We start from the raw sequence: 16,297 nt of genomic DNA on the forward strand, positions 1-16,297 counted from the left end.
CCGTCGCGCGGCTTCAGATCGATCGCGGCCGGGCAAGCGGCCGCGCGCGCGTCGGGCTGACGGGAATCAAGGCCGACGCGGCGCGCGACGAGCCTATAGTGCGCGGGCGCGCGGCCTGCTACACTTGCTCGCTCCGATAGAAGGAACATACGCCGCACCCAAACGGCGCAATCGGGGGAACTCCAATGCGAAATCCACAAACGGGCGCGCGATGGATGGTCGCGGCCATTGTCGCGATCGGCGTCACGACGTCAGCTCCTGGCCACGCCGCGTCGGTTGCGCCGGTCGCCGCCGAGAACGGCATGGTCGTATCCGCGCAACATCTCGCGACGCAGGTCGGCATCGAGGTGTTGAAGCGGGGCGGCAACGCGGTCGACGCCGCCGTCGCGGTCGGTTACGCGCTGGCGGTGGCCTATCCCGCCGCCGGCAATCTCGGTGGCGGCGGGTTCATGACCATCCAGCTTGCCGACGGCCGCAAGACCTTCCTGGATTTCCGCGAAACCGCGCCGAAGGGCGCCACCGCCAACATGTATCTCGACAAGGACGGCAACGTCATTCCCGGCCTGTCGACCAAGGGGCATCTCGCCGTCGGCGTGCCCGGCTCGGTGGCCGGCATGGAATATGCGCGCGAGAAATACGGCACGATGAAGCGCGCCGACGTCATCGCGCCGGCGCTACAACTCGCCGAGGACGGCTTCGTGCTGGACCAGGGCGACGTCAGCATGCTGCAGACCTCGACCAAGGATTTTCAGGACGATCCGGCCTCGGCCGCGATCTTCCTCAACAACGGCAAGCCGTTCCAGGTCGGCGAGCGGCTGACGCAGCACGAGCTCGCCGAAACGCTGCGCGAGATCAGCAAGCGCGGCACCGACGGCTTCTACAAGGGCTGGGTGGGGGCGGCGATCGTCGCCTCGAGCCAGGCCGGCAAGGGCCTGCTCACGCAGGAGGATCTCGATAACTACAAGGTTCGGGAGCTCGCGCCGGTCGAATGCGACTATCGCGGCTACCACGTGGTCTCGGCGCCGCCGCCAAGCTCGGGTGGCGTGGTGATCTGCGAGATCCTGAACATCCTCGAGGGCTACCCGCTGAAGGAGCTCGGCTACCATTCCGCGCAGGCGGTGCACTACCAGATCGAGGCGATGCGCCACGCTTATGTCGATCGCAACAGCTATCTCGGCGACCCCGACTTCGTGAAGAATCCGCTCGAGCGTTTGCTCGACAAGAACTACGCCGCGAAGATCCGCGCCGTGATCGACCCGGCTAAGGCCGGCGTGTCCAAGGACATCAAGCCCGGCGTTCCGCCGCACGAGGGCAGCAACACCACGCACTATTCGATCGCCGACAAGGACGGCAATGCGGTGTCGGTGACCTACACGCTCAACGACTGGTTCGGCGCCAAGGTGACCGCGGCCAAGACCGGCGTGCTGCTGAACGACGAGATGGACGACTTCACCGCCAAGGTCGGCGTGCCGAACCTCTACGGCCTGGTGCAGGGGGAGGCCAACTCCATCGTCCCCGGCAAGCGTCCGCTGTCCTCGATGAGCCCGACCATCGTCACCAGGGACGGCAAGCCGGTCATGGTGGTGGGGACTCCGGGCGGCAGCCGCATCATCACCGCCGTGCTGCTGACGATGATCAACGCCATCGACTACGGCATGAACGCGCAGGAAGCCGTCGACATGCCGCGCTTCCACCAGCAATGGCTTCCGGAGGCGACCAACCTCGAGGACTTCACGCTATCGCCGGACACGCGGAAGATTTTGGAAGGCATGGGCCAGAAGTTCGGGCCGCCGCAGCCCGCCAATCACCTCGCTGTCATCATCATCGGCGCGCCGTCGCTGGACGGCAAGCCGGTCGGCAACAACCGCTTCTATGGGGCGAACGATCCGCGCCGCAACTCGGGGCTTGCAGCCGGCTACTGATTGCCGTTGCGCGCTCGCGTGGGGACGGCCGGGCAGGGAGCACCGTTTGCAAAACCGGTGGTGGGTCAGGCCACGGCCGTCGACCTGCCGTCGTCATGCCCGCTCGTCAGCAGCAGGCGCCGGCGGATCGCATCCTCGACCAGGGCCAGCGATTGCCTGGCTTCACGCGCCTCGGCTTCGGCGGCCTGGGCCCGGAACTCGGCGGCATCGAGCTGCTCCTGCTGGGACTCGATACGCCGTCGGGCCTCCTCGAGCGCCCGGGACGCATCCCTCAGCTTGCGCTCGGTGGCGGCGATGATTTCGAGCTGCGCCTGTTCGGCGGCCTCGGCGCGCGCCTCGCCGGCACGGGCCCGGTCCTCGATGCTGCGGAACAGATCCGCTGCCTGATAGACCAGGTCCAAGGCTTCGGTGCCCATCGCTGATGTGGGAGGTCTCGGAAATCCGAGGACATTCGGGTCGGCCGTAAAAGGCCGTTTAAATCCGCGCAGTGCCATGCAAACCAGCCCTCGCGAGTCGCGAGTATGACAACAACTTGCGGTAGTTATGTTTAACAAGCCATCAATCCTGTCGGCCGCCCGGCACTGTCCACCGGTTTCCGACCACACAGCACCTCGAACGGCAGCTGGGTAGTGCAAGCGCTCGGTCCGGCCTGCGCTTTTCCTTCGCAGCCGGCTCGCCGCGCAAGCGCCGCGATTGGAGACCGGCGTGCCGCCGCCAGGCGCGCTGGCGAATCGGAGGACGGAGGGCTGGAGGTCGATGCGGTCCTGCGGAGCATCCGAAGCGCGGGGAGGGGCTGATTTGGCTGCGCGCGCGAGCCGGGCTCTATGGCATAAGTTTGACGCCTGGCGCGCTTTAATTCTCCCGTGCTGAATTGCAGGTCCATGGTGCGACCGATATACCGGGCGGCCTAAGTGGCACGCAGCGCACTCAGACGAGCGACGTATTCGCCACGGAAAATCTGGTCGATGAAATTTCTGTTGCGGTTCTTCGGGTTCCTGTTCACCGCAGGAACCATTCTGTTCCTGGCCGGTCTGGCCGCGGTTGCAGGGCTGTTCTGGCATTTTTCCAAGGACCTGCCCGACTATTCGCAGCTCCAGAATTACGAGCCGCCGGTGATGACCCGCGTGCACGCGGCTGACGGATCGCTGCTGGGCGAATTCGCCAAGGAGCGCAGGCTCTATCTGCCGATCCAGGCGGTGCCGAAGCTCGTGATCAACGCGTTCCTTGCGGCCGAAGACAAGAATTTCTACGAGCACGGCGGCATCGATTATACCGGCATGGCGCGCGCCGGCGTCTCCTACATCCAGAACTTCGGTTCCAACCGCCGTCCGCAGGGTGCCTCCACGATCACCCAGCAGGTTGCCAAGAACTTCCTGTTGACTAACGAGGTGTCGTTCACCCGCAAGATCAAGGAAGCCCTGCTGGCGATGCGAATCGAGCGGGCCTATTCCAAGGACAAGATCCTCGAGCTCTATCTCAACGAGATTTACCTCGGCCTCGGTGCCTACGGCATTGCGGCGGCCTCGCTGGTCTATTTCGACAAGTCCGTCAATGAACTGACGGTCTCGGAAGCGGCCTATCTGGCGGCGTTGCCGAAAATGCCGGCCAGCCTGCATCCGGTGCGCAACCGTGCGCGCGCCATCGAGCGGCGCAACTACGTGATCGACCGCCTGCAGGAGAACGGCTGGATCACCGCTGCCGACGCCGACAAGGCGCGCAAGGACCCGCTGACCGTCACCAACCGCAGCAACGGCGCGCACACCTTCGCCGGCGAATATTTCTCCGAAGAGGTCCGCCGCGACATCTTCGAGCGCTATGGCGAGAAGAAGCTCTATGAGGGCGGCCTGTCGGTGCGCACCACGCTCGACCCCAAGGTCCAGGTGATGGCGCGCAAGGCCATGGTGGCGGGGCTCGTGAACTATGACGAGCAGCAGGGCTATCGCGGCGCGATCCAGAAGCTCGACCTCACCAGCGACTGGGGCGTCCCGCTCGCCGAGATCAAGTCGCTCTCGGACATCTCGCCGTGGCGGATGGCGGTGGTGCTGGAAAGCAACGACCAGTCGGCGCGGATCGGCTTCCAGCCTGGCCGCGAGCTCGGCGGCGCCGTCAGCAAGCAGCGCGAGACCGGCATCGTCACGCTGGAAGGCGTGCGATGGGCAAGGGCGTTGTCCGGCCCGTACAAGGGCAAGTCGCCGACATCGGTGGCGCAAGTGCTGCAGCCCGGGGACGTCATCTACGCCGATCCGCTGTTCAAGGATGGCAAGGCCCTCGAAGGCCAGTACCGGCTGCGCCAGATCCCCGACCTGTCGGGAGCGATGGTGGCGATGGATCCGCATACCGGCCGTGTGCTCGCGATGGTCGGCGGCTTCTCGTTCGACCAGAGCCAGTTCAACCGGGCGACGCAGGCCTATCGGCAGCCCGGCTCGACCTTCAAGCCGATCGTCTATTCGACGGCGCTCGACAATGGCTACACCGGATCGACCGTGATGATCGACGGGCCGATCGAGATCGACCAGGGGCAGGGCAACATCTGGCGGCCGGAGAACTTCTCCACCGGCAAGTATCAGGGCCAGGTCACGCTGCGCAACGCGCTCCGCCTGTCGCTCAACACCGTGACGGTGCGGCTGGCGCAGGAAATCGGCATGCCTGTGATCGGCGAGTATGCCAAGCGCTTCGGCGTCTATGACGAGTTGCCGAACTATCTCGCCTACGCGCTCGGCGCCGGCGAGACCACGGTGATGCGGATGGCCACCGCCTATTCGATGATCGCCAATGGCGGCGTCCGCGTGAAGCCGACCCTGATCGACCGCATCCAGGACCGCTACGGCCACACCATCTTCAGGCACGACCAGCGCGAATGCCGCGGCTGCGACGCGCCGGAGGGCTGGAAGAGCCAGCCCGAGCCGCAGCTCGTCGACCGTCGCGAGCGGGTGCTCGACGCGATGTCCGCCTACCAGATCACCTCGTTGATGGAGGGCGTGATTCAGGCCGGTACCGGCACGGCGCTGAAGGACGTCGGCAAGCCGCTCGCCGGCAAGACCGGCACCTCGAACGAGGCCAAGGATCTCTGGTTCGTCGGCTTCTCGCCGGACCTCGTGGTCGGTCTCTATGTCGGCTACGACAAGCCGCGCTCGCTCGGCCGCAACGCGCAGGCCGGTCACACCGCGGCGCCGATCGCGCGCGACTTCCTGAAGCTCGCGCTCGCCGACAAGCCGGCCACCCCGTTCAAGCAGCCGGTCGGCATCCGGCTGGTGCTTGTCGACGCCAAGACGGGCCTGCGCGCCTCGTCCGGTCAGAAGGGCGTGGTGCTCGAAGCCTTCAAGCCGGGCCAGGCGCCGCCGGCCTATGATTCCTCGTTGGTCGCCGGCACCGATGTGATCGACGGCACCCAGCAGGGCATCTCGCCGGACGCGGACCGGGCCGTGATGCGGTCGGGGACGGGCGGGCTGTACTGACGTCCGCGATAGGCGCTCAACATAACGCTGCGGCTCGATCTCGCACCGAGGCGCGATGCATGCGACAGCATGACACGCCGGATGGCATGCGTTGCGCGGCACTTTGACGAGTGCGCGAAGAATTGTTTTGAGCGGTCCCGCATAGGCGTAGCGTTGGCTCACCCCATTTGCTGCGCAAATCGACCTCTCCCAAGGGAGAGGTGAACTTTCGACGCCGTTGCAGCTCAACCTAATCTCGTCATCAGGCCCTACTGCAGTATGAAGTGATGGAGCCGTCGCAGCGGGCGCTGCCAAAATATCGAAAACAACCCCATGCAAAGTAGCCGGCGGCGGCCGGCGTCCGGCCAAGCAACTTGACACGTCGTGCAATTCAGGGGTATTCTTCTAATATTCCGAAATTGTGCAAATGTCCCTCGCCCCAAGTCTCCCTCGACCAAGACTGTCGCATATGGCCTTTGCGGGCTTCTGCAACTGACGCTGCCCATTCGCGACCGCAGACCGCGATTTTACGCCGATCCCTTGCCAACAATGCTTGCCAAGCGTGGGACCAAGCGGGTAGAAGGTCGCACTCGCGCGGGCGCTGATTTGGCAGGCGAACCCGCTGTACCGAGATGTCCGGTCATCCAGCTAAGCTGTTGATACCACGGACAATTCTTGGGGAATGGTGTAACGGTAGCACAACAGACTCTGACTCTGTTTGTCTTGGTTCGAATCCAGGTTCCCCAGCCAATCTGCCTCTGTGACGCGATCATCCTCCAAATCCCGATGACTTGCCGGGCCGGCCTGCGCCTGATGCGGGACCGGTCGTGACGCGATGTGTTGTCACGGCATCGAGGGTGGATCAGCGCGGCGTAATCCACCATGGTCTCGCGACTGTGGTGCAGCCTGTTGCGACAGAGGTTTAAGGTGATGGATGAAATTCTCTATGCCCGCGAGCCGTCGATCGGCGTCGACGAGTTCATCGAGGTGCTGCGCCAATCGGGCCTCGGCGAGCGGCGGCCGCTGGCGGATGCCGACCGCATGGCGCGCATGATCGCCAATGCCAACCTGATCGTGACGGCGCGCAAGGCGCACCGGCTCGTCGGCGTCTCGCGTGCGCTGACCGATTTCGCCTATTGCTGCTATTTGTCGGACCTTGCGGTCGATCGAGAATTTCAGGGGCACGGCATCGGCAAGCGCCTGATCGCGGAAACCCGGCGCCACGCCGGACCTGAATCGATGTGCCTGTTGCTATCGGCGCCTGACTCGGTCAGCTTCTACAAGACGATCGGCATGCCGCAGCCGGACAACGCATTCCTCTACAAGCGCGAGCGGTAGCGGCGCGCTGCTACTTGATCTTGTCGTACACCGTCGCGAAGTCTGCGAGCGGCATCGGGATGCTGATGGTTTCCTTGCCGAGATTCTGGAACGACACCTTGAGCTGCTTGCCCGATTTCAGCTGGGCCAGGACGTCGGGGGCGATCGGCGCATTGATGTAGCAGCCGCGCGCCTCGCAGGTCTGGATCGGCACGTCGACGGCCTTGCCGTCGTCGACCTGCAGCTTGGCGCCGACGGGCAGGTTTAACCCGAGCGGAAGCTGAATCAGGGCAACCGGCGCGCGGGTGTCGCCGGGAACGCGGATATTGACCAGCACGATGAGCTGGCCGGTCTTGGTGAGCACGGCGGTCTGCTCCATCGCACATTCGAGCGGCGCGTCGCGGCTCGCGCTGGTGCAGCGCGCGACCCAGCCGGTATTGTTCCCGGCCGGGGCGTCACCTTGAGGAGCGGCGGGAGCAGCTGCCGAAGCCGGCGCGGGCGCGTTCTTGGCCTTGGGGGCCTGGGCGTGGCCAAGATCAGCCAGGCCGAACACGGTGAACAGGACGAAGAGCGACTTTGCGACAATCTTCACGATACCGGCTCCCAAATGAACATCTTTCGGGTGTGCCGGTACGCGGGCAAAAGTCAAGTCACTCGGCGGCCTGCTTGACCGACCGATCCTCGCCATCGTCGGCATCGTGGTCGGCGGGCGGCGAGCGGCCCCAGTTCGCAAACGCGTTGGAGAGCCTGTCGAGATAGAGATAAACCACGGGCGTCGTGAACAATGTCAGCGCCTGGCTGACGATCAGGCCGCCGACCATCGCGTAACCGAGCGGCTGGCGGATTTCGGAGCCGGTGCCGGTTCCGAGCATCAGCGGCACGCCGCCGAGCATCGCGGCCATCGTCGTCATCATGATCGGGCGGAAGCGGAGCAGGGCGGCCTGGCGGATCGCCGCCACCGGCTCCATGTGCTGATCGCGCTCGGCGGCGATCGCGAAGTCGACCATCATGATGCCGTTCTTCTTCACGATGCCGATCAGCAGGATGATGCCGATCAACGCGATCAGCGAGAAGTCGAAGCCGGCGGCCATCAGGATCGCCAGCGCGCCGACGCCGGCCGAGGGCAGCGTCGACAGAATGGTGATCGGATGGATGTAGCTCTCGTAGAGAATACCGAGGATCAGGTAGACGACCACGAGCGCCGCCAGGATCAACAGCGGCACGGTCGACAGCGATTGCTGGAACGCCTGCGCGGTGCCCTGGAAGCTTGAGCTCAGGGTCGGCGGCGCGCCAAGGTCGGTCATTGCCTTCTGCACCGCTTCCGTCGCCTGGCCGAGCGCGACACCCTGCGCCAGGTTGAACGAGATGGTGATCGCCGGGAACTGGCCCTGGTGGCTGATCGACAGCGGCCGTACCGGTACGGTAGTCCACTTCGCAAAGGTCGACAGCGGCACCTGTTCGCCGGTCAGCGGCGACTTGATGTAGATGTTGTTGAGCGTGTCGATCGAGCCCTGCAGCTCCGGCAGCACCTCGAGGATGACGTGGTAGCTGTTGAGCTGGGTGAAGTACTGCGTCACCTGACGCTGGCCGAACGCGTCATAGAGCGTGTCGTCGATCAGCTGCGGCTGAATGCCATAGCGCGAGGCGGTGTCGCGGTTGATCTTCAGCTCGACCGTGGTGCCGTTGGTCTGCTGGTCGGTGGCGACGTCGCGCAGCTGCGGCAGCGTCTGCATCTTGCCGAGAATCTTCGGCGCCCATTCGTTCAGCTCGGCGAGGTTGGCGTCCTGCAGCGTGAACTCGAACTGGGTGCGGGTCGGGCGGCCGCCGAGGCGGACGTCCTGCGCGGCCTGCATGAACAGGCGGGCACCGAGCACTTTCTCCAGCTTCGGCCGCAGGCGGGCGATGATCTGCTGCGCGTTGGCATCGCGCTCGTTCAGCGGCTTGAGCGTGATGAACATGTTGCCGTTGTTGCCGGCCCGGCCGCTGCCGCCGATCGCCATCGCGACCGTCGCCACGCCGGGATCCTGCATGACGATCTTGCTGAGCTCCTCCTGCTTCCCCTTCATCTCAGCGAACGAAATGTCCTGGCTGGCCTCCGAGGTCGCGGTGATCAGGCCGACGTCCTGCTGGGGGAAGAAGCCCTTCGGGATGATGACGAACATGTAGATCGACAGCGCCAGCGTCGCGAAGAAGATCATCAGGGTCGTGAACTTCCAGCGCAGCGCGAGGTCGAGCCCGCTCTGATAGCCGCGCAGCATGGCATCGAAGCCGCGCTCGCTGAGCTGGTAGAAGCGGCCGTGCTTCTCCTCGTTGTGGGCGCGCAGGAAGCGCGAAGCCATCATCGGCGTCAGCGTCAGCGACACGAACATCGAGACGAAGATGGTCATCGCCAGCACGACCGCGAATTCGCGGAACAGGCGGCCGATGATGCCGCCCATCAGCAGCAGCGGGATCAGCACCGCGACCAGCGAGATGCTGATCGAGACGATGGTGAAGCCGATTTCCTTGGAACCCTTGAAAGCGGCGGCCATCGGCCGCTCGCCTTCCTCGATGTAGCGGCTGATGTTCTCCAGCATCACGATGGCGTCGTCGACCACGAAGCCGACCGCGATCGTCAGCGCCATCAGCGACAGATTGTCGAGCGTGTAGCCGAACACCCACATCAGCGCGCAGGCGCCGAGCAGCGCCAGCGGCACCGTCACGGCAGGGATGACGGTCGCCCAGAAGCTGCGCAGGAAGGCAAAGATCACCATCACGACCAGGAAAATGGTCAGGAGCAGGGTGAACTGGACGTCCTCCACTGCGGCGCGGATCGTGGTGGTGCGGTCCGAGATGACCTCGATCTTGATCGCCGGCGGGATCGCCGCCACCAGCCGCGGCAGCGTCGCCTTGATCTTGTCGACGGTGTCGATGACGTTGGCGCCGGGCTGCTTGAACACGACGAGGAACACGCCGCGCTTGCCGTTGGCCCAGGCCGCCTGCTTGGCATCCTCAGGTCCGGTCACGGCCTGGCCGATGTCACGGATGCGCAGCGGCCCGCCATTGCGGTAGGCGATGATGACGTTGTTCCACGGGTCCGCCGTGAGCAACTGGTCGTTGGCATAGATGGTGTAGGCGCGGGTGGCGCCGTCGATATTGCCCTTCGGGCTGTCGACGGTTGCGATGTTGATCGCGGCGCGGACGTCCTCCAGCGACAGGCCTTTCGCGACCAGCTTGGCCGGGTCGATCTGGACGCGAACCGACGGCTTCTGCTGGCCGCCGATGATGACCTGCGCGACGCCGGAAATCTGGCTGATCTGCTGGGCAAGCTGGGCGTCGACGGAATCGCTGACCGTGGTCAGCGGCAGCGTGTCGGAGGTTGCCGACAGCAGCATGATCGGCGCGTCTGCCGGGTTGACTTTGCGATAGGTCGGCGGCGAGGGGAGATTCTTCGGCAACTGGCCGCTGGCGGCGTTGATGGCGGCCTGCACGTCGTTGGCGGCGCCGTCGATTGAGCGGTTGAGGTCGAACTGGATCGTGACCGACGCCGTGCCCAGATAGCTCGTCGAGGTCATCTGTGCAATGCCGGGGATCTGCGCGAACTGGCGCTCCAGCGGCTGGGCGACCGAAGTTGCCATTGTCTCCGGGCTGCCGCCCGGGAGCGTCGCGGTGATCTGGATGGTGGGGAAGTCGACCTGCGGCAGCGGCGCGACCGGCAGCAGCGGATAGGCCACGAGGCCGACGAACAGGATGCCGGCCATCAGCAACGAGGTGCCGATGGGGAAGCGAATGAATGGTGCGGAAATTCCGTCGCTCATTCCTGCGTAACCTTCGACTGGGACGGGTCCGTGCTCGCCACCGCCGTCGTCACCAGGGTTCCCGGCGAGACCTTGTACTGGCCCGCGGTGATCACCTGCTGTCCTGGCGACAGGCCATCCTCGATCACCGACTTGCCGTCGATCGACTGGCTGACCTTGAGCTTGCGAAGCTCGGCCTTGTTCTCCTGATTGACTGAATACGCGTAGAGGCCTTCGGTGCCATGCTGCACCGCGTCATCCGGGACGACGGTGGCATCCTTCAAGGTTCTGACCAGAAGCCGGGTCGAGACCGACTGGCCCGGCCACAGCGCATGGTCCTTGTTATCAAACACCGCCTTCAGCCGGACAGTCCCGCTGGTGGTATCGACCTGATTGTTGATCAGCGCCAGGGTTCCGGTGGACAGCACCCGCTTGCCGTCGGTGGTCAGGGCAATGGTCTTGGGCGGCGCCACGGCCAGTGCCGCCTTGATATCGGGCAGCTGGTCTTCCGGCGCGGTGAAGATCACCGTGATCGGCTCGATCTGGGTGATCGTCACGATGCCGGTCGCCGCCGAGGCGTTGACGATGTTGCCGACATCGACCAGTCGCAGGCCGACGATGCCGTCGATCGGCGACTTCACGGTGGCGTAGTCGACCTGGGTCTGGGCATTGAAGATGGCAGCGTCGTCGGCCGCGATCTGGGCCGTGAGCTGGGCCACGGTGGAGCGCTGGGTGTCGAGCTGCTGGCGCGTCGCGAACTCGCCGAGCTTGGTGTAGCGCTGCAGGTCGAGATTGGCGTTGGCGATATTGGCCTCGTCCTGGGCCTTTTTGGCTTTGGCCTGGTCGAGGGTCGCCTGATAGGGCCGCGGATCGATCTCAACCAGCGTGTCGCCCGCCTTGACGAACTGGCCTTCCTTGAACGCGATCCTGGTGATCTGGCCGTCGACCCGGGTGCGGACCTGGACAGTGTTGAATGCCTGCACCGTGCCGAGGCCGGTCAGGTAGACCGGGAAGTCGGCCTTCTCGACCGGCGCGATCTTGACCGGCACGGCCGGGCGCTGGGCGGAACGCTTTTGCGCGGCTTCAGCCGCCAGCTGATTGTCCGTGTGCTTCTGCCAGCCGAAATAACCGGCCGCGCCGACCGCAGCGATCACTAAAACCCAACCGATGGTGCGTGACTTTGACATGCGGACTCTTGGGCTCGACGTAACAATAAAGGGTGATCGAAACGGTTCACAGAGCTTGCGGATATAATATGCGTGCACTTAATGTGTAAACACACCAAGGCTTGAGAATCCTAAACATTTGGAAAGGTTTAGGCCAGAAACGAGCAGAAATATTCCGTCTGGGAAACGCACCGAGGACCCCCATGTCGCTCGATCTCAAACGCCAGTTCATTGCGCAGCTCGTCGAGAGTTCCAGGCTGCTGCGCAACTATATCGATCATCGTGCCAAGGCGCGAGGCACCACGCGGGCCCAATGGATCGTGCTGTTCCGCCTGCGCGAGCAGGAAGGACTGTCCCAGGTCGACCTTGCCGACGTGCTCGAGTTGCAGCCGATCTCGCTGGTGCGGCTGCTTGACCGCCTCGTCGAACATGGCCTGCTCGAACGCCGTCCCGATCCCCGGGATCGCCGCGCCAATCGGCTGTTCCTGACGAAGAGCGGGCGCCGTCTCGTTGACGATCTCGACAGTCTGCGCGATGCGATCGCCGGCGACGTGCTCCGTGACGTATCGGACAAACATGTCGAGAGCGGACTGGCCACGCTGCGCGAGGTCAAGGATCGCATCAAGGCGCTCGGCGAGGATGCCGGGCACATCGCCGCGAAATAGCGCGCGTCTCGTCGCGTCCAGACCTGCTCTTCCATCCGTTCACCTGATGCAGCTTGCGCGACACGGTTGAAACGCCGCGGGATGTCGTTCATATCGCGCAGCGACGATGCGAGAGGACGAGGGCAGCGATGGACGAATTGAACGGGCGCATGATGGCGTGCCAGATCCTGGTCACCGGGTTGATCGCGCGCGTCGCCAACGAGCAGCGTGACCCGCTGCGTTTTCTCACCGACTTCCGCGACGAGATCAAAGCGGTCGTCGGCGGCGTCAATATCGCCGGCCTCGAGAACAGCGACAGCGTGCGACAGGTCGCGCAACGGACCATCGACGAGCTGTTCTCGCTGATGAAGCCGCCAAGCGCCGAGTGATTGGCGAGGCATCTCGGCACCAATTTAGAACGACTATTAGAACACTTAAAAACTAGAGGTTAGAACGATTTCAAACCACAGATTAGAATCGCTTTGAATTGGGGCGATTCAAGCCAACTGTGGCGCTGATCGCATTGATAAAAAAAGTCGCGCTCGATAACCGAAAGAGACAGTTCGTCGCACGGTGGTTTCGCGAACGGACTTGCTTTTCTGGGGGCGTGCAAGAAATGAGCAATGTGAAGGCGCCGAGATCGCTGCGCTTCGATGCGGCGATCGGTTCGGCCGATGATACCGGTTATTCCGCCACGAAGGTCTCCGCTGTCGCGAGCCTGATCGCGGTGGCGTCGTTTTCGGGGGCTGAAGCGCAACAATCCAGCCTGCCGCCGGTGAATGTCGATGCCCCGGTCGCGCGTCCGCGGCCCGTCACGTCAAAGCCCACATCGGACCAGGTCCGCGCCCGCAACGCGCTGCGCCGCGCCGCGCGCCGCAGCAATCAGCAGGCCCAGCAGGCGCCGGTGCCGTTTCCCAACGCCGGCGGTCTTCCGGCTGAACGCGACCGCTACGCGGATCCGGCCGCGCCGTACAAGGGCGACCGTTTGCAGGCATCCGGGAAGTATCCCGAGCCGATCCTGAACACGCCGAAGTCGATCACGGTGCTGACCAAGGACGTGCTCGAAGACAAGAACGCCACCTCGCTGAAATCGGCGATCCTGTCGACGGCCGGTGTCACGCTCGGCACCGGCGAGGGCGGCAACGCGTTCGGCGACCGCTTCTTCATCCGCGGCTTCGACGCGCGCAACGATATCTTCGTCGACGGCGTACGTGACGCCGGCGTCAGCGTCCGCGAGAACTTCTTCACCGAGCAGGTCGAGATCCTGCGCGGCCCGGGCTCGTCCTTTGCAGGCCGCGGCACCACCGGCGGCGCGATCAACATCGTCACCAAGCAGGCGACGACGGAGAACAGCTTCTACAACATGGACACCACGTTCGGCACCGATCGCACCAAGCGGGTGACGCTCGATGTCAACCAGGTGATCAGCCCGACGCTGGCGATCCGCGCCGGCGGCCTGTTCCAGGATGCCGGCGTCGCCGGCCGCAGCTATATCACCGACAATCGCGATGGTGCGTTCGTGGCCGGAACGTGGAAGCCGGTCGATGCGGTGAAGATCAGCGGCAACTACATCCACACCGAGCTCACCGGCATCCCGGACTTCGGCGTGCCGTATTACCGGCCGAGCACCGCGAGCACGGCCGGCGGCCCGTTCCCGGATTTCGGCGTCAACCGCAACAACTTCTACGGCTTCGTCAATCGCGACTTCTTCAGGACCGGTCAGGATATCGGCACGATCAATGCCGAGGTGCAGATCACGCCGCACCTGACAATCAGCAATAAGACCCGGGAATCACGTTCGACCCAGAACTACATCGGCACGCTGCCGGAATCGCCGACGCTGGCCGCCGGCGCTCCGTTCACGAGCTATACGCTCACGACCAACCCGCAAAGCCGCTACCAGGTCACCGACGTGTTCGCCAACCAGACCGAGGCGACCTACAAGTTCAACGACGGCGCCGGCTTCAAGCACACGGCGCTAGCCGGGTTCGAGTATGACAATGAAAGGTCCTCGATCGACAAGTATCTTGGTCTGAACTCGGAAGCGCTGCCCGGCGGATTCAGCGGCAGCGGATCGCTCTCTGGCGTCAGCGTGTTCAATCCGCAATACACCAACATTCCGTTCCCGATTCCGTCGGGGTTGTCCGGGCTGCCGACCAAACTCACCGTCGACACCAAAAGTGTCTATGTCCTGGATAGCGCCAACTACAACGATCTCGTGATCCTCAACGGCGGCGTCCGCTATGACGACTACAACATCAAGACCAGCGGCTACGGTACGGTCAATGGTGTCGCCAACGTCTTCGGTCAGCAGCAGCAAGACTACGGCATGCCGAACTTCAACCTCGGCGTGACGCTCAAGCCGCTGCCGAACGGGAGCGTCTATGCCGCCTATGCCACATCATCCAACCCGGTCGGCGCGGAGTTTGACGGCACGAGCATTCAGTATGGTGGCCTCGCGCCGGTCCTCAACGGCAATTCAAGCCAAATCTTCGGGCCGGAGAAGAACAAGGCCATTGAAGTCGGCACCAAGTGGGAATTGTTCGACCACCATCTGCTGGTGACCGCGGCGTTGTTCCAGACCGAGAAGGAGAACGCGCGCGAATCCATGAACGTCACCGCGGCGACCGCAACTGCCGCATGTCCTTATCCGGCTGGTACGACCGGAACTGTCTCCTGCATCAGCGCTGGCGCGGCCTATCGCATCCGGGGTATCGATCTCGGAGTGGGCGGCAAGATCACCGACAAGTGGAGCGTGTTCGGCGGCCTCGTGTTGATGCAGTCGGAAGTGACTAAATCGAATATTCCGCCAGCGAACACGATTCTGTACACCTCGAACGTCGGTTTGCCGCTCGCCAATGTGGCGCATCAGTCGTTCAGCATGCTCTCGAAATACCAGCTGACCGACATGTGGGAGATCGGCGGGCAGGCAGTGTATCGCTCCAAGGTGTACGGCGGCACGTTCCTTGCGGCCAACCAGGGCACGTCGATCCCGAGCTACTGGCGCTTCGACGCCTTTGCCGAAGCCAAGATCGACAAGAACTGGACCATGAAGCTGTTCGTCAACAACATCTTCGACAAGCGCTACTACGACGCGCTGTACCAGAGCGCGGCACCGTTCGTGCTCGAAGCGCCGGGACGCGCCGCGTATCTGGTTGTGTCTGCGCGTTACTGACGGAGGCTTCGCGGCACAAGATGCTGGTCTGTGTTCCCAACGTATTGAGCAAGGCTGATGTGGTGGACTTCCGCCGCATCATGGAGCAAGCCGAATGGGAGGACGGCCGCTCGACCGCGGGGGCTGCTTCCGCGATGGTCAAGCGCAACGAGCAGATGCCGCCCGACAGCGAGGTCGCGCGGCAGCTCGGCAACCGGATCCTGTCGGCGCTGTCGGCAAGCCCGCGCTTCATCTCGGCGGCGATCCCGCTTAGAATCTTTCCACCCTTGTTCAACCGCTATGCCGCAAGCGACGGGCACCATTTCGGCCTGCATGTCGATAATGCGGTGCGCGGCGACAAACTGACGGGCTTGCGGATCCGCACCGACCTCTCGGTCACGCTGTTTTTATCGGAGCCGGAAGACTATGATGGCGGCGAGCTCGTCATCGAGGACCTCTACGGATCCCATGAAATCAAGCTGCCGGCAGGCGATCTCGTCGTTTATCCTGCGTCCAGCTTGCATCTGGTCACGCCGGTCACGCGGGGGACCCGGGTAGCGTCTTTTTTCTGGCTGCAGAGCATGGTACGGGATGCCCACGCGCGCAGTCTGATCTTTGATCTCGATACTGCGATCCAGGCTCTGGTGGAGCGGCTGGGCCGCGATGACCCTGAAACGGTCAAATTGACCGGGATTTATCACAACCTGATCCGCCACTGGGCTGAAGTGTAACTGATGATGACATTCAAGTTCCCCGCTGCATCCGCCATGATCGCCTCGCTGGCGATGCTGATGCTGGCTGCGCCGTCTTCGGCGCAGCAGCAAATGGCGCCTGCCGCGCAGCCCGCGCCCGTGACCCGGGCCCAGTCCGCACCTGTGGCCCAG

The 16,297-nt window shown here is 63.9% G+C and carries 11 protein-coding genes and 1 tRNA gene; 8 read left to right on the top strand and 4 right to left on the bottom strand.

The window, feature by feature from the left end:
- Positions 1 to 215 precede the first annotated feature (215 nt).
- A complete protein-coding gene (gene ggt / locus H8B02_RS34240) occupies positions 216 to 1,922 on the top strand; it encodes a gamma-glutamyltransferase (protein WP_376711744.1) in 1,707 nt (568 codons plus the stop codon).
- Positions 1,923 to 1,987: 65 nt separating this feature from the next.
- Here ggt and H8B02_RS34245 read toward each other — a convergent pair whose 3' ends face one another.
- A complete protein-coding gene (locus H8B02_RS34245; protein ID WP_092112972.1) occupies positions 1,988 to 2,338 on the bottom strand; it encodes a hypothetical protein in 351 nt (116 codons plus the stop codon).
- Between the two features lie 549 nt (positions 2,339 to 2,887).
- On the opposite strand from H8B02_RS34245, the gene H8B02_RS34250 reads away from it, so the two are divergent.
- The 3 genes from H8B02_RS34250 to H8B02_RS34260 all read left to right on the top strand — a co-directional run bounded on the left by H8B02_RS34250 (position 2,888) and on the right by H8B02_RS34260 (position 6,694).
- On the top strand, positions 2,888 to 5,377 hold the full coding sequence (locus H8B02_RS34250; protein WP_229170271.1) for a penicillin-binding protein 1A: 2,490 nt from the start codon (positions 2,888 to 2,890) through the stop codon (positions 5,375 to 5,377).
- A gap of 655 nt (positions 5,378 to 6,032) precedes the next feature.
- A tRNA-Gln gene (locus H8B02_RS34255) sits at positions 6,033 to 6,106 on the top strand.
- Between the two features lie 180 nt (positions 6,107 to 6,286).
- Positions 6,287 to 6,694 carry a GNAT family N-acetyltransferase gene (locus H8B02_RS34260; RefSeq protein ID WP_229170272.1) on the top strand — a complete coding sequence of 136 codons (408 nt, stop codon included), beginning with the start codon at positions 6,287 to 6,289 and terminating at the stop codon, positions 6,692 to 6,694.
- A 10-nt stretch (positions 6,695 to 6,704) separates the two neighbouring features.
- Here H8B02_RS34260 and H8B02_RS34265 read toward each other — a convergent pair whose 3' ends face one another.
- The 3 genes from H8B02_RS34265 to H8B02_RS34275 are packed head-to-tail and all read right to left on the bottom strand — an operon-like array spanning position 6,705 to position 11,636.
- Positions 6,705 to 7,265: an invasion associated locus B family protein gene (locus H8B02_RS34265; RefSeq protein WP_229170273.1), complete on the bottom strand. Its 561-nt coding sequence runs from the start codon at positions 7,263 to 7,265 to the stop codon at positions 6,705 to 6,707.
- Positions 7,266 to 7,323: 58 nt separating this feature from the next.
- Positions 7,324 to 10,470 (bottom strand): efflux RND transporter permease subunit, encoded by a 3,147-nt coding sequence (locus tag H8B02_RS34270; RefSeq protein WP_229170274.1) that lies wholly within the window; start codon positions 10,468 to 10,470, stop codon positions 7,324 to 7,326.
- Positions 10,467 to 11,636: an efflux RND transporter periplasmic adaptor subunit gene (locus tag H8B02_RS34275; protein ID WP_229170275.1), complete on the bottom strand. Its 1,170-nt coding sequence runs from the start codon at positions 11,634 to 11,636 to the stop codon at positions 10,467 to 10,469. Before H8B02_RS34275 ends, H8B02_RS34270 begins: the two co-directional genes overlap by 4 nt.
- A gap of 182 nt (positions 11,637 to 11,818) precedes the next feature.
- Between H8B02_RS34275 and H8B02_RS34280 the strand changes: the two genes are divergently transcribed.
- The 4 genes from H8B02_RS34280 (at position 11,819) to H8B02_RS34295 (ending at position 16,144) form a co-directional block, all read left to right on the top strand.
- Entirely contained in the window at positions 11,819 to 12,280 is a 462-nt protein-coding gene (locus H8B02_RS34280; RefSeq protein WP_229170276.1) for a MarR family winged helix-turn-helix transcriptional regulator, read from the top strand.
- 128 nt (positions 12,281 to 12,408) lie between these two features.
- On the top strand, positions 12,409 to 12,648 hold the full coding sequence (locus H8B02_RS34285; RefSeq protein WP_229170277.1) for a hypothetical protein: 240 nt from the start codon (positions 12,409 to 12,411) through the stop codon (positions 12,646 to 12,648).
- 227 nt (positions 12,649 to 12,875) lie between these two features.
- Positions 12,876 to 15,434 (top strand): TonB-dependent receptor, encoded by a 2,559-nt coding sequence (locus tag H8B02_RS34290; protein WP_229170278.1) that lies wholly within the window; start codon positions 12,876 to 12,878, stop codon positions 15,432 to 15,434.
- A 20-nt stretch (positions 15,435 to 15,454) separates the two neighbouring features.
- Entirely contained in the window at positions 15,455 to 16,144 is a 690-nt protein-coding gene (locus tag H8B02_RS34295; RefSeq protein ID WP_229170279.1) for a Fe2+-dependent dioxygenase, read from the top strand.
- Positions 16,145 to 16,297: the final 153 nt, after the last annotated feature.

The organism is Bradyrhizobium altum, assembly GCF_020889705.1.
Lineage (GTDB): Bacteria > Pseudomonadota > Alphaproteobacteria > Rhizobiales > Xanthobacteraceae > Bradyrhizobium > Bradyrhizobium altum.